The sequence below is a fragment of the Pseudoalteromonas piratica genome (assembly GCF_000788395.1).
Taxonomy (GTDB): Bacteria; Pseudomonadota; Gammaproteobacteria; order Enterobacterales; family Alteromonadaceae; genus Pseudoalteromonas; species Pseudoalteromonas piratica.
The window spans coordinates 2,319,626-2,339,754 of sequence record NZ_CP009888.1; the positions used below are offsets into that span (position 1 = coordinate 2,319,626).

The 20,129-nt window shown below is 38.0% G+C and carries 18 protein-coding genes; 5 read left to right on the top strand and 13 right to left on the bottom strand.

The genetic code is table 11. The features are described from left to right. Nucleotides 1-3 precede the first annotated feature (3 nt). From OM33_RS10790 to OM33_RS10805, 4 genes are read right to left on the bottom strand one after another with little or no spacing between them, the layout of a single operon-like run. Nucleotides 4-1,323 carry a Na+/H+ antiporter family protein gene (locus OM33_RS10790; protein ID WP_038641607.1) on the bottom strand — a complete coding sequence of 440 codons (1,320 nt, stop codon included), beginning with the start codon at nucleotides 1,321-1,323 and terminating at the stop codon, nucleotides 4-6. Beyond that, the gene (locus OM33_RS10795) at nucleotides 1,320-3,263 is read right to left on the bottom strand and encodes a transglutaminase TgpA family protein (RefSeq protein ID WP_052140975.1); all 1,944 of its coding nucleotides are present in this window, start codon (nucleotides 3,261-3,263) and stop codon (nucleotides 1,320-1,322) included. The genes OM33_RS10790 and OM33_RS10795 overlap by 4 nt, the downstream gene beginning before the upstream one ends. Continuing rightward, nucleotides 3,256-4,227: a DUF58 domain-containing protein gene (locus tag OM33_RS10800; protein ID WP_038641609.1), complete on the bottom strand. Its 972-nt coding sequence runs from the start codon at nucleotides 4,225-4,227 to the stop codon at nucleotides 3,256-3,258. Before OM33_RS10800 ends, OM33_RS10795 begins: the two co-directional genes overlap by 8 nt. A 2-nt stretch (nucleotides 4,228-4,229) precedes the next feature. After that, nucleotides 4,230-5,135 (bottom strand): AAA family ATPase, encoded by a 906-nt coding sequence (locus tag OM33_RS10805; RefSeq protein WP_038641611.1) that lies wholly within the window; start codon nucleotides 5,133-5,135, stop codon nucleotides 4,230-4,232. Nucleotides 5,136-5,638: 503 nt separating this feature from the next. On the opposite strand from OM33_RS10805, the gene OM33_RS10810 reads away from it, so the two are divergent. The 3 genes from OM33_RS10810 to OM33_RS10820 all read left to right on the top strand — a co-directional run bounded on the left by OM33_RS10810 (nucleotide 5,639) and on the right by OM33_RS10820 (nucleotide 8,283). After that, nucleotides 5,639-6,430 (top strand): substrate-binding periplasmic protein, encoded by a 792-nt coding sequence (locus OM33_RS10810; RefSeq protein ID WP_052140976.1) that lies wholly within the window; start codon nucleotides 5,639-5,641, stop codon nucleotides 6,428-6,430. Nucleotides 6,431-6,625: 195 nt separating this feature from the next. Beyond that, on the top strand, nucleotides 6,626-7,027 hold the full coding sequence (gene umuD / locus OM33_RS10815; RefSeq protein ID WP_038641612.1) for a translesion error-prone DNA polymerase V autoproteolytic subunit: 402 nt from the start codon (nucleotides 6,626-6,628) through the stop codon (nucleotides 7,025-7,027). Beyond that, on the top strand, nucleotides 7,027-8,283 hold the full coding sequence (locus OM33_RS10820) for a Y-family DNA polymerase (protein ID WP_038641614.1): 1,257 nt from the start codon (nucleotides 7,027-7,029) through the stop codon (nucleotides 8,281-8,283). Before umuD ends, OM33_RS10820 begins: the two co-directional genes overlap by 1 nt. Before the next feature lie 13 nt (nucleotides 8,284-8,296). On the opposite strand, the gene OM33_RS10825 is transcribed toward OM33_RS10820, so the two are convergent. From OM33_RS10825 to OM33_RS10850, 6 genes are all read right to left on the bottom strand, one after another. Next, complete coding sequence (locus OM33_RS10825; RefSeq protein ID WP_038641616.1) at nucleotides 8,297-8,707, bottom strand: hypothetical protein; 411 nt, start codon at nucleotides 8,705-8,707, stop codon at nucleotides 8,297-8,299. Nucleotides 8,708-8,913: 206 nt separating this feature from the next. Beyond that, on the bottom strand, nucleotides 8,914-9,573 hold the full coding sequence (locus tag OM33_RS10830; RefSeq protein WP_038641618.1) for a hypothetical protein: 660 nt from the start codon (nucleotides 9,571-9,573) through the stop codon (nucleotides 8,914-8,916). Nucleotides 9,574-9,711: 138 nt separating this feature from the next. Further along, nucleotides 9,712-10,137: a hypothetical protein gene (locus OM33_RS10835; RefSeq protein ID WP_038641622.1), complete on the bottom strand. Its 426-nt coding sequence runs from the start codon at nucleotides 10,135-10,137 to the stop codon at nucleotides 9,712-9,714. Between the two features lie 180 nt (nucleotides 10,138-10,317). Continuing rightward, nucleotides 10,318-11,520 (bottom strand): ABC transporter permease, encoded by a 1,203-nt coding sequence (locus tag OM33_RS10840; protein WP_038641625.1) that lies wholly within the window; start codon nucleotides 11,518-11,520, stop codon nucleotides 10,318-10,320. Beyond that, nucleotides 11,513-12,301, bottom strand: a complete 789-nt coding sequence (locus OM33_RS10845) for an ABC transporter ATP-binding protein (protein ID WP_038641628.1) — start codon at nucleotides 12,299-12,301, stop codon at nucleotides 11,513-11,515. Before OM33_RS10845 ends, OM33_RS10840 begins: the two co-directional genes overlap by 8 nt. Beyond that, entirely contained in the window at nucleotides 12,298-13,107 is an 810-nt protein-coding gene (locus OM33_RS10850; RefSeq protein ID WP_038641630.1) for a DUF3025 domain-containing protein, read from the bottom strand. Before OM33_RS10850 ends, OM33_RS10845 begins: the two co-directional genes overlap by 4 nt. Nucleotides 13,108-13,214: 107 nt before the next feature. On the opposite strand from OM33_RS10850, the gene OM33_RS10855 reads away from it, so the two are divergent. Together OM33_RS10855 and OM33_RS10860 are read left to right on the top strand one after the other, a co-directional pair. Further along, nucleotides 13,215-14,840, top strand: a complete 1,626-nt coding sequence (locus OM33_RS10855; RefSeq protein ID WP_038641633.1) for a M28 family metallopeptidase — start codon at nucleotides 13,215-13,217, stop codon at nucleotides 14,838-14,840. 91 nt (nucleotides 14,841-14,931) lie between these two features. Beyond that, nucleotides 14,932-16,089, top strand: a complete 1,158-nt coding sequence (locus tag OM33_RS10860) for a putative manganese transporter (protein WP_038641635.1) — start codon at nucleotides 14,932-14,934, stop codon at nucleotides 16,087-16,089. A gap of 35 nt (nucleotides 16,090-16,124) precedes the next feature. On the opposite strand, the gene OM33_RS10865 is transcribed toward OM33_RS10860, so the two are convergent. The 3 genes from OM33_RS10865 to OM33_RS10875 are packed head-to-tail and all read right to left on the bottom strand — an operon-like array spanning nucleotide 16,125 to nucleotide 19,882. After that, nucleotides 16,125-17,681, bottom strand: coding sequence for a dihydrolipoyllysine-residue acetyltransferase (locus OM33_RS10865; protein ID WP_038641637.1), 1,557 nt, complete (start codon nucleotides 17,679-17,681; stop codon nucleotides 16,125-16,127). 9 nt (nucleotides 17,682-17,690) lie between these two features. Further along, nucleotides 17,691-18,668 carry a transketolase C-terminal domain-containing protein gene (locus OM33_RS10870; protein WP_038641639.1) on the bottom strand — a complete coding sequence of 326 codons (978 nt, stop codon included), beginning with the start codon at nucleotides 18,666-18,668 and terminating at the stop codon, nucleotides 17,691-17,693. Further along, the gene (locus OM33_RS10875; protein WP_038641641.1) at nucleotides 18,668-19,882 is read right to left on the bottom strand and encodes a thiamine pyrophosphate-dependent dehydrogenase E1 component subunit alpha; all 1,215 of its coding nucleotides are present in this window, start codon (nucleotides 19,880-19,882) and stop codon (nucleotides 18,668-18,670) included. The genes OM33_RS10870 and OM33_RS10875 overlap by 1 nt, the downstream gene beginning before the upstream one ends. Between the last annotated feature and the right edge of the window lie 247 nt (nucleotides 19,883-20,129).

Consider the following 20,129-nt stretch of genomic DNA (forward strand, 5'->3'; position numbering starts at 1 on the left):
TTTTTATAACACCATTGCCGCTATCCAACCGAATATTAATAATGGAATGTTAAAATGAATAAAGGTTGGAATAACCGTATCCCTAATATGATCATGTTGATCATCGGCATTTAAGCCCGATGTTGGCCCGAGTGTTGAATCGGATGCAGGGGAGCCCGCATCACCTAACGCACCCGCTGTGCCTACTAAGGCCGCAGTTGCCATGGGAGAAAAACCAAGTGTAATTGCTAGGGGCACGATAATAGTTGCAACAATGGGCACCGTTGAAAATGAGCTACCAATGCCCATGGTAATCAATAGACCAATAATCAAAATTAACGCTGCAGCAAATGCTTTACTATCGCCAATTGAGCTTGAAATACTTTCTACAAGTGTTGATACTTCATTAGTTTGTTGAATCACAGAGGCAAAACCTTGTGCTGAAATCATAATAAAGCCAATCATTGCCATCATCGCAGCACCTTTACTAAATATATCAGACGACTCTTGCCATTTAACTACACCAAAAATGGTAAAAATCAGCACACCAATTAAGCCACCCAAAATCATTGAATTCGTGATTGTTTGGGCATACAAAGAAGTAGCAATGGCGATAATGCCAACGGCAATTACTTTGCTTTTATTTTTAGGTAATTTGATTTCAGAACCTTGGTTTATTTCCTTATACGTACGTTCTTTGCGATAACTGAAAAACACTGCAATCACAAGGCCAACTAACATGCCCAATGCCGGAATTACCATGGCATAAGGAACGCTATCAGGGGCTATTACCAGCGTATTCTTTTCAAGATTTGCATGTACAATATCGTATAGAAAAATTCCACCAAAACCATAGGGCAATACCATATATGCTGTTGCTAAACCAAAGGTCAACACGCACGCTATTGCACGTCGGTCGAGTTTTAAGTGATCAAATATAATGAGCAGTGGCGGGATCAAAATAGGTATGAATGCAATATGTACAGGGATTAAATTTTGCGAACTAATTGAAACCAATAGTATTAAAGATAAAACACTGCCTTTAATAAAAAGTGCTGAGTAACGTGACTGTTCACCTTTAATCTGACTTATCAATTTTTCAGCAAGAATATCGGTCAATCCTGATTTGGCAATAGCAACCGCAAATCCACCCAACATGGCATAGCTAAGTGCCGTTTTAGCACCACCTTGCAATCCATCATTGAATGCTTGCAGGGTTTGTTCTAAACCAAGTCCTGCGGTAAGTCCTGTTGTAATTGCAGCAATTGTCATTGCCACAATGACATTAATTCGTAGTAAACTTAAAATCAGCATTACACTAACGCCGAGTACGACTGAGTTCATAGTTGTCTCTTATATTTTATATTATTGACATTGCGTTTAAGCGTTTTAACTTGTGCTTTAGTCAGTGTTTTACCACCGTAGCGATGGCGACTATAGAGTGTTAAAAAGCTCATAAAATCTTTCTTATGTTGTGGTATGACATTGCTTAGGCGTGTTAGGAATACCTCTGCTGTTTCTCCATCTGTTCGTTCGAAGCCTTTTCCTTTTGCGTAGTTTTCAATTGCGAGTAAATAGTAAATAATCGGGTCCTCATAACGAACTCTTCGCTGCCACAATTTTAATGCTAAAAAGGAGAGTAAAAATAAGCCAATCAATGACATTATGATAATGGCTATTTTAATCGCACTGACATCTTCCATTAACTCTTTTAATAGCTTTTCTTGCGCCGTATTATCAAAGCTAAGTACCCATGCAGTCCATTGATAATCTAACTGTTCTAAATACAAACGTAATTCGTTAAAGAGGGCTATTTCACTTAAACTAATCAAGCCAAGCCCTATATTATCTTCAAACTCATTACGAGTGCTGTCTAATTGTGATAGCGAGCCATACAGTCTATCAGGCTCTACAAATTCAGTAGCATCAAATTTTACCCAGCCTTTTTCTTCTACCCAAACTTCTGTCCATGCGTGGGCATCATACTGATAAACTGATAAATATTCGGTATTTTCAGAAAATTCGCCCCCTAAATAACCTGAGACAACCCTGGCAGGAATGCCCGCAGCTCGGAAAATAAACGCACTACTACTGGCGTAGTGGCCACAAAATCCAGCTTTGTTATTCATAAACTGGTCGATAGCGTCTTGATTACTATAAATAGGCGGCTTTAATGTATAGATAAAGCCATTATTTCGGTAATACTGGGCTAATAAATTTATAAAAGCTTCAGATGTTTCTGCTTGCATTTTCAGTCTATTTGCCAAAGCGATACTGTCGTTATTTAAATTAGATGGCAATGTCAAATTTCGCCAGCGTTGCTGTCTAGTCAGGTTGGCATTCAATTCGATTTCGCTAAATTCGTAACTGAATTTTTGGTTATTCGGGTTTGTTCGATATAAGTTACCGTTAATGGTTGTAAAGATATTAGCTGTATTTGTCTTGCTATTAAACAAGGTAGGAAGCCAATTTAAAGATGATTGTTCATGGTATATTTTAATTGTACTGCCATTTTCTTTAACTGTTGGCAATGGCAGTTTTTGGTCTGCTGAATTGAGAATGTTCCACGACTTACCATCAAACTCTTCATGTACCATTGCTCGCCAATAAAATGGGGCCTTTTTTGTATTCGGTAACAAGGCTCGAAATGCGAGTTTATCTGATTTGGTAAGGTCAGAAATATTAAAAGGGTTTACTGATTCCGATAAACCTACTTGCGCACTGGAAATATTGGGCATACGCCAAAATGCAGGGAGTTTTGGCAGAAATAAAAACAATACACAGGTAATGGGCAAGCTTAGTGCTAAAAGTTTTAAAGCACGAATGCTGCTCTGTCTAATTACCTTACGATTTGTTAGTAAATAAAGTGCGGTAATATTTATTAAAAATAAAAGCAGCACTAAAAAAGTAACAGGCAATGATTGATAAAATAAAAACACACAACAGGCAATAAAGAAATTAACCAATACTATTGTCTTTAGTTGCCTCGACTGTTTTGCAATGAGTAGTTTCAAACAATTTGCTTGCAACAACATCGCGACAAACAAGTTAACAAGCTCACTTATTCCTATTGTTAAAAATAAGGTAATGGTACATGCCAGCGCTAATATATTGGCAACAACTGTGGTTGGAGCGCTCGCTTTGGTGTAACAAATTGCAAAAACCCATATAATTAGCAATGCGACGGTTGCCAAAAATAATAATGCTAATTGATCAAACAACAATCCACTTACTATTGCGATTATCAGCGCTGAAAGGCTTTTTACCGTATTTTGATTAAACATCACTCAACCTCTCTAAACACTGAGTCATGTGATGCATACCATTATTGAGTTCAACTTTACTATTGGGTAATACTAAACTGTATTGCAAGCTTTCATTTTCTGCATGGGTAATCAAATAGCTTAAGTGCTGTAACTTTTGTTCCAAATTGCCTGGAACAATATTCAAACTGAATTCGTATTCGCTTGAGCTGCCAGAGGTAAAGTCTTTTGTTGCTAATACTTGATGTTTCGCATAGTGCTTCCAAGAAATTCTGTTTACTTTATCACCCTCAATATAGGGACGCACTCCCTGATAATTTTCACTGGCAAAAGTTGTTTTATTGTTGTCGTTATCAGACTCCAACTCAGCTTGGCTTACTTGGTGAAAAGAAAAGGCCAATGGAGTAGGGTAGATGTATGTCATTGCCTCTGAAACAAAATAGCTCCAGGTTGTCACTAAGCCAAATGGGTAACGTGATAGTAGTTTTATCCTTGGTAAACGATGGGCACCTCGCATCGCTTCATTTACTGTTACATCTAATTTGATAAATTCTTCACCGATACCATCCACGAACAAATTTTTGATGTTTTCACCTTGAATTTCAAGGCTTGTTGTTCCATCTCGATTACTTAGATGGAACTGAGCTTGATAGCCAGTATGTTGATATCCTGCATTAGTATGAGACAGTGTGATAGTCAGGTTATAGAGGTTTATAAAGGCAACGATAAAATTTACTAATAAAAATGACAGCATTAAATAGCTGAACATAATTACTAAGTTATTTTGGTAATTAATACCCAACACATACACTAATAAGTTAACCAACAAATACGCTAAACCAAATTTGCTCGGTAAAATATAGATATTTTTATGGCTTAACTTGATTGTTTTTGCACTGTGTTTACGTTTTTTTAGTTGTTTATTGAACCATGCATTTATATAGGCGTTTAATCGGCTTCGTACGCCACTTTTAGTATCGGACATAACTAAGGCTTAATTTTTACTTTGCTCAGTAGGTTATCAGACAATTTATTAGAGGTATTACTTGAAAGCCCAAGGCGATGCTCTGCAACAGATGGGAAAATTGCTTGTACATCGTCGGGTATTACATAATCACGCATATGAATAAATGCCCAAGCTTTTGCCGCATTTGCGACAGCAATTGACGCTCTTGGTGATAACGCCATAGGGTAATCTGGGCTATTTCTTGTTTCATTCACTAAATCAAGAATATACTCAGCAACCGCATCAGATAACATCACATCATTTACTAAAGACTGCATCTCAACTAATGTCGTTGGGTCAAGTAACGCGCTGATTTTTTTAGCCGCTGTATTAATTTCGCCAAGTAAAATGGCTTTTTCAGACTGTTTATCCGGATACCCCAATCCAATACGCATCAAAAAGCGATCAAGTTGTGACTCTGGAAGTGGAAATGTACCAGCCTGATGCATTGGGTTTTGGGTAGCTATAACAAAGAATGGCACCGGTAATGGGTGACTTTTACCATCAATACTTACTTGCTGTTCTTCCATTGCTTCGAGCAATGCGCTTTGTGTTTTTGGACCCGCACGATTAATTTCATCAGCCAAAACAACTTGATTAAATAATGGTCCTGGGTGAAAGTGAAATGTTTGCTTATTTGGATCAAATATAGTGCTGCCTGTAATATCGGACGGTAAGAGATCACTTGTAAATTGTACTCGTTGATAATCTAACCCCAGTATATTTGAAAGTGCATGCGCAAGAGAGGTTTTACCCATACCAGGCAAATCTTCAATAAGTAGGTGACCCTTTGCAAGTAAACAGCACAAAGAGAGTTTAATCTGTTGTTGTTTGCCTAAAATGACAGAATTTAATTGTTGGATGATTTGGTCAAGCGCTTGATTCATTATGTTTTGCTATTTTCCATTGGTTAGATTTACACGTTTATATCTCACGAAGTTAACAGCGGAGAAAGTAATTAGCCAAATCTAATAAGTTTGTTTTTTATTTAAAAGATAGCATTCATAGCCGTAACGTGAATGTATCAAATCTCTTAAAAGGTTGTTGTCGAACTTAATATACAGGTATCTAGTTTGATTACAATCACTAGGAAGTGTCACTTAATATAGCTTGCAAAATTCACTCGCGCATCAAAGCATCTATTTTTAAACGCATATTATCAAATTAATGTGCCAAAAAAGGGTGTAGAAGCATCGATAATTTGAGACCGATACTAATGAATTATAAAAGCACATCTGATTTAACATAATATACATTATGAGTTACTTTGATTCATCGTTAACCTAATCCTAATAATCATCATAGCTTTAAAACTTAGCTAGTATCACGTACCAATTTTAGATAAGATCTTATGCAACTGCTTATTTTAAAATAAGATATTCCTTTAGGTATGTACCAATCGTTGTTTCGATTTTCATTATTCATATTACTTCTTGTTAGCAGTATTTCTTTAAATGCAAAAACGCTTAGAGTTGCTTCTGATTATTGGTGCCCATTTATTTGTGATAATCGGCATGCTCCTGGTATTTTAATTGAAATCATCAATGAAATTGCCCTTAATAATCAACTGTTACTTGATATTCAAATTATGCCATTATCGCGTGCACTTAAAATGGCTACTCAAAATGAAGTCGATATTGTATTAGCACTGACTCAACAGCATATTTCCGAATTTAACTTAAAGCGTTCTAATGCAACGTTTGGTGGTTGGTACAATGATTTTTATACTTTAAATCAAGCTGCTAATCAGACTTCAAAGCAAGCCTATACCGTTCCGTTTATTTTTAATAACAATCATCGTATTGGTGTAATTAAAGGATACCATTACGGTAATAAACTCGAAAAGCTCTTAACAAAACAACCTGATAGTGTTTATTATGCAACAGGAAACGCGCCACTGAAGCGAAATATTAGACTGTTACAAAAAGGTCGAATCGACTTTTTATTAGATTCTCGTTTCAATCTAAATTATCTATTGTCAGAACTTAATTTGCACAATATCGTTCGTGTCGCGACTGAGGGTAATTTAACACCTCTCTATATTGGTTTTAATGCACAATTCAATGATCAAGTCATCACTCTTTTTGATAACGGTATTGCCCAATTAAAAACAGATGGCAAGCTCCAACGGATCCTGAACCAATATAATACCGAACCTTGGTATGATACTAAGCACCTATAATTAACGGCTTTTAGTACAGTTCATCCAACAGCCTCGCTGTTATTTATATCTATTTAAACGCCCAGTATATTGATTAATAAGTGTATATTTTAAAGGTGTTAAAAACTTTTACAGGTTAGCAATCTAGTACTACCTAATTTTTCAAATTTACACTAAACTGTATATTTATACAGTTATTTTGATGTTTGCAAATTTGTGAAAGTTGTACCAATAAAAATTGAAGCTGGCATTACTGGGTTTGAGTCCCCTGCTGCCGAATATCAAGAGCTTGGATTATCTCTTGATGAACTGCTGATCCAACACCCTAACGCCACTTTTGTCGGTGTGGCAACAGGTGACTCTATGGTCGGTAGTGGTATTTTTGATGGTGATATTTTAATTGTGGATCGCGCACTTGAACCTCATCAAGGGGATGTAATTGTGGCTAATTTCAATGGCGTATTCACTTGTAAAATTTTTGATAAACAGCGAGGTATGTTGATATCGAGTTCACCACACTACTCGCCAATTTTAGTGAGTAAAGGCGATACATTTCAATATGAGGGTGTTGTCAGTACATCAGTTCGCTTACATCGTGCCCGCAAGGCGTTATTTTAATGTTTGCGCTTGTAGATGCGGTATCGTTTTATGCCAGTGCCGAAAAAGTATTTGATCCTACTATTCGTAAGCGCCCAGTAGTTGTATTAACGAATAACGATGGCTGCATATGTGCCGTTTGCCCAATCGCTAAAAAGCTTAACATTCCTAAATTTGAACCCTATTTCAAAGTGAAAGCCCAACTGGATAAATATAATGTGGTTGTGCGTTCATCTAATTATGAGCTTTATGCTGATCTCAGTGCCCGCATGATGAACGAAATAAGCAGGTTTAGTGACAACCAATATATTTATTCAATTGATGAGTCGTTTTTAAATTTTACCGGCTTTAATCATCTTATCAACGACTGGAATGAATATGGCCACACCATTCGTAAAGCTGTATGGCGTAAAACTAAAATCCCTGTTGGCGTAGGTTTTGGCCCTACGGCAACACTTGCAAAAGCTGCCAATCATGCAGCAAAAAAACTACCCGGATTTGATGGTGTAGCCGTCATCAATAATGAGCTGTCTCGTAAACGCATTCTGAAACTCATGTCTGTAGAAGATGTGTGGGGAGTTGGTCGGCGAATTAGTAAAAAGCTAAAATTAATGGATATCCACACTGCGCTTGATTTAGCAAATCAACCAGCCAAATTAATGCGTAAGCAGTTTAGTGTGGTGCTTGAACGTACAATTAATGAGCTAAATGGCACACCTTGTTTATCATGGGATGATGTAAAACAGAAAAAAAAAGAAGTGTACTCCACCCGTTCGTTTGGTGAACGTATTACCGATCCTCACTCTTTACGTGCAGCCTTTGCGGCACACTGCAATATTGTAGCCCGTAAGCTCAGAAAGCAAGGTTCACTTGCAAAACGTATTGTGATTTTTGCCCACAGCTCCCCTTTTGAAGATCATTACTATAAGCGCAGCTTTATTTACGAGTTTCCTGTAGCATCAAACGATGTCAGCGTATTTTCCAATGCGGTTAAACACCTATTCTTAAATATTTATAGCCCAAATGTACGCTTTCAAAAATGTGGTGTTGGGGCTATTGAATTAGAAGATGAAATGTATCGACAAGGTGATTTGTTTAATCTCTCCCAGGATAAACCTGAGCTCATGAAGTGCTTAGATACGATTAATCAACGTTTTGGTAATGACACGCTTAAGCTTGCGAGTGAAAAGCAAACCTCTTTTTGGCGCATGCGACGTGAGTTTTTATCCCCAAAATATACGACCCGTTGGTCAGATATTCCTAGAATAAAATGTTAATGGCAATTCGCAATTAAAAAGGTCTAGGGTTAATAGTAAAAAAAGCCTCGAAGTTTGCTGTGTCAGTGAATTTAATAACTGCCGCATAACGCTTAGAAGCATCAAAAGTATCTGGTTGTGCTAGCTGAACTGGACGCGAGATGATTTCTCCTTGTGGTGTTTGCCAAGAAAGCATTAAATCAGCCCCCTGATAGCGCGCTTGCGGAAATCCGGTACCACAATAACTTTGGGGTTCGACAATATTACAACTTACCATTTTAGCTGATTCAACAACGGTTAATTTAATATTTAAGATGGTGCTATTTGCATCATTATAAAAAGCGAGACCTGATACAGTTAGCGACGGCTTAGCAGTACTCTTACAGCCGGCTACAGTAACAAAAAAGAAAAGCAAAATAATCAAAAAACGTTTTGAAAATAGCACCTGTTAAACCCCTTTACAAAAAGATAAAACCTTAAAAAATAAGCTGTGTAGATTATATCGGACTTTCAAAAGTTAATACGTTTAAAATAAGCAACGATAATTTAATCAAATATGAACAAAATAAGTAACTATATTAAAAATAAAAAACGATTACAGCATTAAGATGAAGGATTAAATCCCAAATAATAGTGTACCTACATACCAAACTAATAACTTACTTTGATAATGTTCCCTTTTAGGTCCTTATTTTCAATATAAAGTTGAAGTCCTGCAGCATTATAAGGAACATCAAATACTAAACGTGTAGTTGAAAAAGACTTAGGGACAATTTTTAACGATCCTAAAACGACTTTTGAATCTTTATTAAAACCAATACCTGCAAGAGAAACACTTTTACCTTTTTCAAGAGTCACTGATGTTTCGCCAAAAATAAGCGGTGTATTGGCGGCGAAAGGCTCCAGTTTGAGCTCATTGGTTTTTTGATCGTTATCGTAAATAAATAAGGAATATTTACTTTTAGGTACATCAAGCTTAAAGCTGAGCCCATCGAGTGTATTTGTTATAGGTAAAAAATTAAAAATATTATTATGTTGGTAAATGACAATGATTGGATTTGCCAAATTACTAAGTTGATTACCGCTAATAATAACTTCATCACCATAACGATAGCGCCCAGACGCTATTGAGTCTGAATAAACACCTGAAAGCTGAACAAGATAAGCATCCGTTTTTGCAAACGATTTAGCTTTTTGTTGTGGGCTTAAATCGTATTGATCTAGAACTTTATCATTATCAGTGTCCAAGGCAAAAGCACTAAAAATAGATAACAGATAAGCTATAAATGTAAGCGTGAAATAACGTTTCATGACAGGCTCAAAATGTGAGTACACTAATAGACTAGTCATATACCATTATTTAATAAAGATGTTTATTAATTAATGGTCTTTATCAAAAAAACTTTAACTAAAAAAATATAATAAAGTCAGTATGCTAAATAAGAAAACTTAAAGATCTATTTCCCACAACTCAGAAGACTCTATTTTCTCAAAGACACAGCCATCATGCATGGTAAATTTATCGCCATTTGTCCAGGTAATCAGTACTTGTGCCACATTGTCCTTAGTCATTGTTGAAAGGCGTTTTTCTTGAACTATATAATTACCTGCATCTGACAAAACTTGCTGATAACGATTGGCCTTTTTTAAAATATGTTGCTCCACACGCGGCGCTTTGTCGCCTTCAAGCCAACGTTTCTCTACAAAGCTTTTGAGCAAAGGTAAATCTCCTTCTTTCAGCGCTTGTTTATATAGTTCACATTTTTCTATGAAAATTGGATCTTGATTACTTTTGGCTGAAAAACCATGATTGGGCGATGCCATAGCCGTAAAACTCACTAAAAAGAGTACAGAGAAACGATATTGAAATTTCATAAACAATCCTTGTTAAAATAGTTAATAGTATTAGAAGATACGTAAGATAAGTTTATATTGTTACCATACTTTTTGTTACACACCAACTCACAAAAAATGCATTAACAGTATGATATTTAGATAATTGAAGGCATAAAAAAGCTCAACATTAGGTTGAGCTTTTATTAAAGAAAAAGACGTTTACCTAAAAAGAACCTCTTCTTTTTTGAACCAGTGAACACATGCGGCCATCAAGGCACCCGCTAGCACAACGGTTGCCAAAAAGATCATACCAACATAGCTATAATCAACCGTGCCTTTTAAAATTTCTTTAATGGCAAGTGCAACGTTTGTAATTGGCACCATAGCTGTGCTCATCGTTAATTCCATATTCGGCATCATTGCCACAATCAATGGTAAAAACGCAAGCATAGATAATGGCCCCATGTAGTTTTGTGCTTCTTTAAAGGATCTTGCATAAATCGAAATTGATAACACTAGCGATGAGAAAACACACGCAAGTGGAATAAGTAGCAGTAAAATTAGAGCAAAATCGGCAAAATCTAGCATTGAAAACGCATCCGTTATCTTTTCAACTTCGAAGAAATTACCTGCCATTTTCATCCATATACCCATACTCGCGACCGTAATAAGGGCTGTAGCAAGTGAAGTAAACAACACTGTAAAGAATTTACCTAATACTAATTCTGTTCTAGAAATAGGTGTTAATAACAGAGTTTCAAGCGTACCCCGCTCTTTTTCACCTGCACCCAAATCAATTGCCGGGTAACTGGCACCAGCAAGCACCAAAGGGATTAATAAATACGGAATAAGCGCACCTAACTTTTCACCTAAATTTTCACGTAAATCGGCGGTATCTACTTTTTCTAACACTACGGGGTTAAGCAGCGCTTCTTGCTGCTCCGTGGCAATACCAAACTTATTAAACTGTTCGCTTTGTAAAGTCTGTGAAAACTCTTCCGCCATTTCTTTTATACGGGCAAAAATAAAACTAAGTGATGAAGAATCGTTAAATACGATTTGCCATTCATTACTTTTACCATTGGCAATTGTTGTGCGCGCATTGTCTGAAATTACAATTCCCACATCAATCACTTCGTTTTGAACCGCAGTTTTTAAATCTTCAACTGATTTGAAATTCCCTTCAACTTGTTTAAAGTTTTTATGAAAGAATAACTTATCTCGGAATTCTGGCGCATAATCAGCATTAATAATTGCGTAGTTATGGACCTTTTGTTCTGCTTCAATGGCTGCTTTACTCATTAAGAAGCCCATTAATGCAAAAATAATTGGGAAGATAGCAACCGGTAACGCAACAACAAATAATAGTGTTTTTCTATCACGCAACAGCTCTTTCAACTCTTTTAAAAATACTTCAAACACCTTGTTGCTCCTTTAAAATGGTTAAGAAGGCATTATTTAACACATCACTGCAGCCACGCTCTTTAAATTCACTGATTGTGCCATCAAAACACGTAATGCCCTTATCAATTACACTCACGCGTTCACACAACAGCTCAACTTCATCTAAGTGGTGTGTTGAAAAAATAACAGGGGTGCCTTGTGCCTTAATACTTTGAATAAAGCTAATGACGGTTTGGGTCGTCATTATATCAAGCCCTGTGGTTGGCTCATCGAGAACAATGACTTCAGGGTTATGCACAACTGCACGGGCAATATTGGTTTTCTGTTTCATACCCGTTGATAAGTGCTCAGCTCGCTTATCTAAAAAACTATGCATATCGAGCATATCAAACAACTCTTCACAGCGTGTTTTAACTGCTTGCTTATTCATACCGTGAAGGCGTGCAAAGTATTCAATATTTTCTTTCGCAGTTAAACGGCCATAGAGCCCTGTTGAGCCCGATAAAAAGCCAATTTTTTTGCGCGCTTCAAGTGGCTTTTTAACAACGTCAATACCATTAATTTTGATTTGGCCATCGTCAGGGTTTAATGCCGTAGAAAGCATGCGTAACGTAGTGGTTTTACCCGCACCATTTGGGCCTAATAAGCCAAGCACTTCACCTTGATTACAGGTAAACGAAACATCTCGCACAGAATGAAAATAATCTTTATCTTCCCGCGGATCTTTTTTTTCATCGTTTTTCACTTTGTGATCTTTGGTCAGTTTAAAACGCTTTTTAAGCGCCGATACTTCTATCATTTCGACTTCCTTCGCTTAGGTCGAAAATACTCTGTATTTTCGTAAAATGTTTTTTCTGTATTTTGCGCATACCATGTGGGTACACCAAGTAAAGGTAATGGGTACAAATTACTGTTATCGCACAAAATATCTTGTTGTTCTATTAGTTTTTCAAGGGTGGTATCAAGCCAAGCATACTTTTCACTAAGTGAAGATGGCAATTCATCATGATGAGCGGTGATATAAAGTGCTTTACCGGTTAATCCAAGATATGGACGGGTTGCCATTTCATAATTGGCATGACCAAACATAAACGGCCATACCGATTCAAACCAATCATCACGGTTATCAAAAAAGCCTTCAACCCACCCATGATTTTGTAAGCGAGTCGCTTGTGTTTTATCACAAACAATAATTACACCACACTCATCAAGTAAGGTAATCGCATTGCGTTTTTTTGAGCGCTCTACTCGACCATGTAAGTTGATCTGCTCTATATGCAACGCATTGAGCAAGGCTTTTGTTTTTGGAAATAGTAACCAAATAAAGGCGCCAAACAAATCATGCCAGTTCTCTAAACGCGTCGGTATATCACCTTTATCATAAATGATTTCTTCATAGTAACCATGCTGCCAGTCAATATCGTCATTGGCTACAAAGGTTATTTGTTTATCGTTCTTGTTTTTAATGCCTACAGCATGCTGGTTTAACCAATCAAGTGACGGCCACTTATCAAATTGATGAAGATTAAATAATCGATTTAAGTCCTCAAACATACCATGATGTAAAAAATCAGTGGTCCACTGCGGTGGGGCTTCAAATTTCATGCAGATGATTTAAAAGAATAAAACTAAAGCCGTTACTTTAACGCATTTAGTAGCACAACACTAAACTAGTTTTTATAATTGGCAAAATTTGTGACACAGGTTGAATTATGAAAAAACTAACTCCAATTGGTCTTGCTGTTTCATTGCTCTTAAGTGGCTGTGCAACACACAATAATGAACAAGCACTCAGTGCTGCGTATAACAGCATTAATGCCAATCAACTGGGCGAACATATAAAAACAATTGCATCTGACGAATTTGAAGGTCGTGCTCCTTCAACTAAGGGCGAAGAACTTACCCTTGCCTATTTAGAAAAACATTTTAAATCACTTGGCTTTATTGGTGGAAATAACGGAAGTTTTTATCAAGAAGTACCTTTAGTGTCGATAGAAGCCTCTCCAGACATGACGCTCAATATTGCTGGTAAAGCATATGAATACAAAAAAGACATGGTGATGGGCACTAGCCGAATGAGCGAATTAGAGTCAATTGAGAACTCAGAGTTAGTGTTTGTTGGCTACGGAATTAATGCGCCAGAATATGACTGGAACGACTACAAAGACCTAGATGTAAAAGGTAAAACTGTTGTTATTTTGGTAAATGACCCAGGCTTTGCGACTCAAGATGACTCATTATTTACTGGCAATGCCATGACCTATTATGGCCGTTGGACCTATAAATACGAAGAAGCATCTCGTCAAGGTGCAGCAGGTGCCATTATTGTCCATGAAACAGCGCCCGCTTCATACCCTTGGTCAGTAGTTGAAAATTCGTGGTCAGGTCCGCAGTTTGGTTTTCAAAAAGAAAATAACAATATGGACCGCGTAGCTGTAGAGGGTTGGATAACACTTGATGTGGCAAACGAGCTATTTGCTAAAGCAGCTTTAGACTTTGCCAAAGAAAAAGAAAAAGCAGCTAAAGGTGGCTATTCAGTAGATATGGGCGACTTAACGGCGTCAGTAACAGTAAAAAGTGAAATCAAAAAGTCAGTGTCACGTAACTTTATTGCGACCCTGCCTGGTAGCAAAACACCAGATGAGCATATTATTTATTCGGCACATTGGGATCATTTAGGAAAAGACCCAAGTAAAAAAGGCGATAATATTTATAACGGTGCCCATGATAACGCTACAGGTACAGCAGGAATGATTGAAATTGCTGAAGCGTTTTCTATGTTACCCACAAAACCGGCTCGTTCAATTACATTTCTAGCAGTGACTGCTGAAGAGCAAGGCTTACTCGGGGCAAAATACTATGCCGCCAACCCAATAATTGCTGCAAATAAGTCTGTTGCTAACATAAATATGGACAGCTTAAACCTACTTGGCAGAGTAAAAGATATAAGCGTTGTTGGCGCTGGTAAGTCTGAAATGGATGAATATTTAGCGCGTGCAGCACAATCACAAAATCGAACGTTATCTGGCGACCCTCGTCCGGCTGCAGGCGGCTATTACCGCTCGGATCACTTCGCATTTGCTCAGATGGGTATTCCTGCAATGTATTCGGGTGGCGGAACCCAAGCGATTGATGAGGAAACAGAACGATACCGAAAGCGCATGGGATTGATTTTACGTGGTTGTTATCATCAACCATGTGATCAATATCGTAAAGGTTGGGACCTTTCAGGTGCGGTTGAAGACTTGCAACTTTTTTACCAAGTAGGTCTCGATATTGCTGACAGTACTAATTGGCCCAGCTGGTATGCACAATCGGAGTTTCAACGAAAAAATTAATCGACTCAATCACAAAAATTAAACACTAATAGGATTGATTCGCATTACTATTAATACTATAGTGAACCTAATATTCGATTAGGTTCACTATATGTTCTTATCCCTCTCACAAAATACACTATCAAAACAGCTTATTGATAATACGCTTGCATATAAGCGCATGTTTTTACCCTTGGCATTACTCTGCCTTATTATTAATGAGTCAACCCGATATATTGTACTCGGCGCACTATCTGACGCTTTTTTACAAGTAACCATGTTTGTGGCTGCAACACTGTTTGGTTATTACCTATTAGTGAAACGATTCCCCAAATTAGAACTCAGTTACATTGCTACGGTTGCGCCCAAACTTGAAATTCCATTTGCAGCCTTGCTCGGTGTACTGCCTGGTTGTGGCGGCGCAATCGTTGTGGTTACACAATTTACAAAAAAACAAGCGAGTTTTGGCTCATTAGTTGCTGTGCTTATCGCAACCATGGGTGATGCGGCTTTTTTGCTTATTGCTGCCGAACCAAAAACAGCCATACAGGTTTTAGTAATCAGTTTTTGTGTTGCAACACTTTCTGGATGGTTAGTAAACAATCTACACCCAAGTGATTACTTAACACCCAAGAATGATTTAAAAAGCAAATCGCAGTGCCAAGCACTACCTAAGTCTATCAGTTTGGTAAGTAAATATTTTTGGCAAAGCATAGCGCTCCCCATGACAATTGCAGCGCTTTTAGTGGCATTTCAGTATGATTTTAGCGAACGGATTGGCCAAATAATGCTTTATTTCGCAGCTGCATGTTGTTTTATGATCGCTTTTTTATGGGCCTGTTCATCACCAGGTAAAAGCTATCAAGATGTCACAGCCGAAGATGAGTGTGATAAAGAAGATTTAATTACAAAAGTCATTCAAGATACACATTTTATAACCAGTTGGGTGGTCGCAGCGTTTATAGGTTATGAGCTGTTTATGTTGTGGTCTGGTATCGATATAGCTTTGTTTTTTAAAAACTACGCATTATTTATCCCGCTAATAGCGAGTTTAATTGGCCTGTTACCAGGTTGTGGCCCTCAAATTATTGTCACAACGCTCTACCTGCAAGGTATAGTGCCATTTTCAGCCCTCATAGCCAATGCAATATCAAATGATGGAGATGCCCTCTTCCCTGCGATCGCATTAGCACCCAAAGCAGCTCTCGTTGCAACCTTATATACGACAGTACCCAGTTTAATCGTTGGCTATTTGATATTTTTACTATAGCTATAAAAAAGGGGTCTTTTGACCCCTTTTAACATTTAACTCATTGCCATTAACATCGCACTTGGAGTTTCTAGGTAATGTTTCCATAAATTATTGAAACGCGCCATAGTCGCACCATCAATAATACGGTGATCACCTGACCACGATATTTGCATAATTGCTCGTGACTCAACCTCCCCATTGGCATTAAAACGCGGCAGATGCTGAAGTTTGCCAAGTGCAACAATTGCTACTTCTGGTTTATTGATGATTGGGGTAGCTGTAGTACCGCCAATTGCACCAATATTAGAAATAGAAATAGTACCACCTTTAAGGTCTTGCGGACTTACACGTCCTTCTCGAGCTTGGTCGGTCAAGCGAGACACTTCGTTCGCAATCTCAACCATATTCTTAGTTTGACAAGATTTAATATTTGGCACTAAAAGACCTAATTTTGAATCAACCGCCATACCAATGTTGTGATCATCAAAATAAGTAAGTTCAGTACAATCAGCATTAACTTGTGAGTTGATCACTGGGAATTCTTTGAGTGCCAGTGATAATGCTTTTATGAAAAACGGCATCATAGTGAGCTTAACACCCTGCTTTGCATATTGCTCTTTCAGGTCCTTACGAAGATTGATTAAATCGGTTAAATCAATTTCATCACTCAATGTGAAATGTGGAATAGTAGAAACCGAGTCCATCATTTGCTTCGCCATTGCCGCTTGCATACCACGGATTGGCTCTACACGCGTATTGCTAGAAGTTTCAACAGGCTGAGACTGCGACAATGCAGGCGTTGATACTTGATTGCTATTTTCACCATTTAAGAAGCGCTGAATATCTTCTTTATATACTCGACCATTTTTACCTGAGCCTGAGACTTGAGAGATATCAAGATTGTGTTCCCTTGCCAAACGGCGAACAGCTGGGCTCGCAACTGCTTTGCCGGCATTTGCAACAGCCGGTAACGCTTCTGGTACTTGTTTAGCAGGTGCATTTTGCTGCGCGTCTACAACTTTCTTTTGTATGTCGATAACTTGAGCACTGGCAACTTGCATTTGGAAAAGAGGTGCATGCACCTTAGCTATTTCACCCTTTTGGTGATAAAGCTTAGTAACAGTACCTGTATGCTTTGCCGGGATCTGGACCAGGGCTTTATCTGTCATTACATCACAAACAGCCTGATCTTCTTTAATCTCATCGCCTTCTGCAACAAGCCAGTCAACAATCTCACACTCAACAATACCTTCACCAATATCAGGTAATATAAAGTCTTCAAGTGCTGTACCTGCAGCCATCTCTATATTTTCTGACTGCTCATGATTTGCCTCTGATGTCGACTGTGCAGGTGAATTATTCTCGATTGCACCTGCTACATCCATCGCAAAAAGTGGCTCATGCACTTTCGCTATTTCGCCTTTTTGATAATACAGCTTAGTGATCACACCGTTATGCACAGCAGGAATTTGTACCAATGCTTTATCTGTCATTACATCACAAATAGGCTGATCTTCTGTAACAGTGTCGCCTTCACTAATAAGCCATTCTACAACTTCACATTCAACAATGCCTTCACCAATGTCTGGTAAAATAAAATCTTGACTCATAACCACTCCTTAAAAATGCACCGAATGCTTGATAGCTGATAACACTTTTAATGCATCAGGAATATATTCTTTCTCAAGTGCAAGTGGGTACGGTGTATCAAGACCACACACACGACTAATTGGTGACTCTAAATGTAAGAAACATTCTTGTTGGATAGTCGCAGCGATCTCAGCACCAAAACCACAAGTAATTGGTGCTTCGTGACTGATAATTAAGCGTCCTGTTTTAGTCACTGATTTTGCCACTGTTTCAACATCCCAAGGTTGAATGCTACGTAAATCAATCACTTCACAACTGATGCCATCTTGTTTAGCCATTTCTGCTGCTTTTTCGATGATTTCCATCTGTGCACCCCATGCAAGAAGCGTAATATCTGAACCTTCAGAAACGACTTCCGCTTTACCAATTGGAATGATGAAATCATCTTCAGGTACATCACCTACTGATGCACGGTAAAGTCGCTTTGGTTCAAAGAAAATAACTGGGTTATCATCTTTGATACAAGCACGCAGTAAACCTTTTGCTTGATATGCATTACGCGGTACAACAAGTTTTAAACCTGGGGTATGCGCAAAATAAGCTTCTGGTGATTGTGAATGGTATAAGCCACCTGCTATACCACCACCGTAAGGGGTACGAATAGTCAGTTTACCTACATTAAACTCATTACCACTACGGTAACGGAATTTAGCTGATTCATTTACGATTTGATCAAATGCTGGAAAAATATAATCAGCGAATTGAATTTCAGCAATTGCCGGCGCACCAGCAGCCGCTAAGCCGTTAGCAAAACCCAATATTCCCTGTTCTGTAAGTGGCGTATTAAATACACGGTGTTTGCCATATTTTTCCTGCAGACCACTAGTGGCACGGAAAACACCACCAAAATAACCGACATCTTCACCGAAAATACACGCTAATGGGTGTTCTGACATCGAAATATCAAGCGCTGAATTAATCGCTTGTAACATATTCATTTGTGCCATTATTTGATTCTCCCTGAAGTTGTCGGATAAGCATCTGGATGCGCTTTAACGTGCGCTTTTAATTCTTCAAGTTGTTTTTCAAGTAATGGAATTGGTGTGTCATACACATCTGTTACTAATTCTTCAATCGGTGGTTTAGCAATTTTTTCTGCTACTTTTACTGCTTCTAAAATTTCTTCACGCAATGTTTCATCATCAGCATTGTCCTCGGCTTCATCGAGCCAACCTTTACTCAATAAATAGCCTTTAAAGCGCAAGATTGGACACTTGGTGTTCGTATTTTCTTCTTCTTTTGAACGATAGCCTGTCGGATCATCTGATGTAGAGTGTGCACCTAAGCGATAAGCAATTGATTCAATCAAAACAGGTTCACCTGTTTCAACACTAAATTGTCGCGCTTTTTGTGTTGCTGCATAGACAGCTAACGCGTCAGCACCGTCAACACGGATTGTTTTAATTCCATATCCTACACCACGGCTGGCAATACCATCACCAGCGAACTGCTCATCAGCAGGAGTCGAGATAGCGTAACCATTGTTGCGGGCGAAAAAGATAACGGGTGCTTTTAAAACAGCTGCCATATTAAGGCCGGCATGAAAATCACCTTCAGACGCTGCGCCCTCACCAAAATAGCAAATTGTTATATTATTAATTTCAGAGCTTAATTCGCCGCTGTCTTCATCTATATGAGGAATTTTTTGCGAATACGCATAACCTGTTGCTTGAGGAATTTGCGTACCAAGCGGTGATGAGATAGTCATATAATGCAATTCTTTTGAACCATAATGAATTGGCATTTGACGACCTTTACCTAAATCTTTCTCGTTAGAGAACATTTGGTTCATAAATTGTTCAAGACTGAAACCACGATAACGTAAAGCTGCTTGCTCACGATATTGCGCCATAATCATGTCATCATCTTTTAATGCAGCGGCACTTGCAGTTACAGCACCTTCTTCACCTAAACATTGCATGTAAAAAGAAACACGTCCTTGACGTTGTGCAGCTTGCATTCGTTCATCAAGAGCACGAATAAAGCGCATTGTTTTATAAATTCTTAATGCGGTTTCTTTGTCAATGTTTGGCTCAACTGCGCCTTTAACAAGATGACCATTTTCATCTAATAAACTAACAGTAGGTATGTCTAATGCTGAAGGATCGATAAATTCGAGTTCCTTTGAAGCATTTAAAGACACATTTTGCGGGTTCGTCATAGCTTACCTCTAATGATGTAGCGCTTTAAAAATGCGTAAATATCCAATTAAGCAACATAATTAGCAATGTGTTGAGATACACATAAACGCTAGGTTAATGACAATTGATGCATCAAACACACTAGCCTATCGATTTTAACAGCTAATTTATGCAAGTGACTGGTATGATTAGTACATATCACCCATAAATTGGACTAATATTAAATTAAAGTTAGCTCGACTTTACGTTAACGTAAACGGATATTCA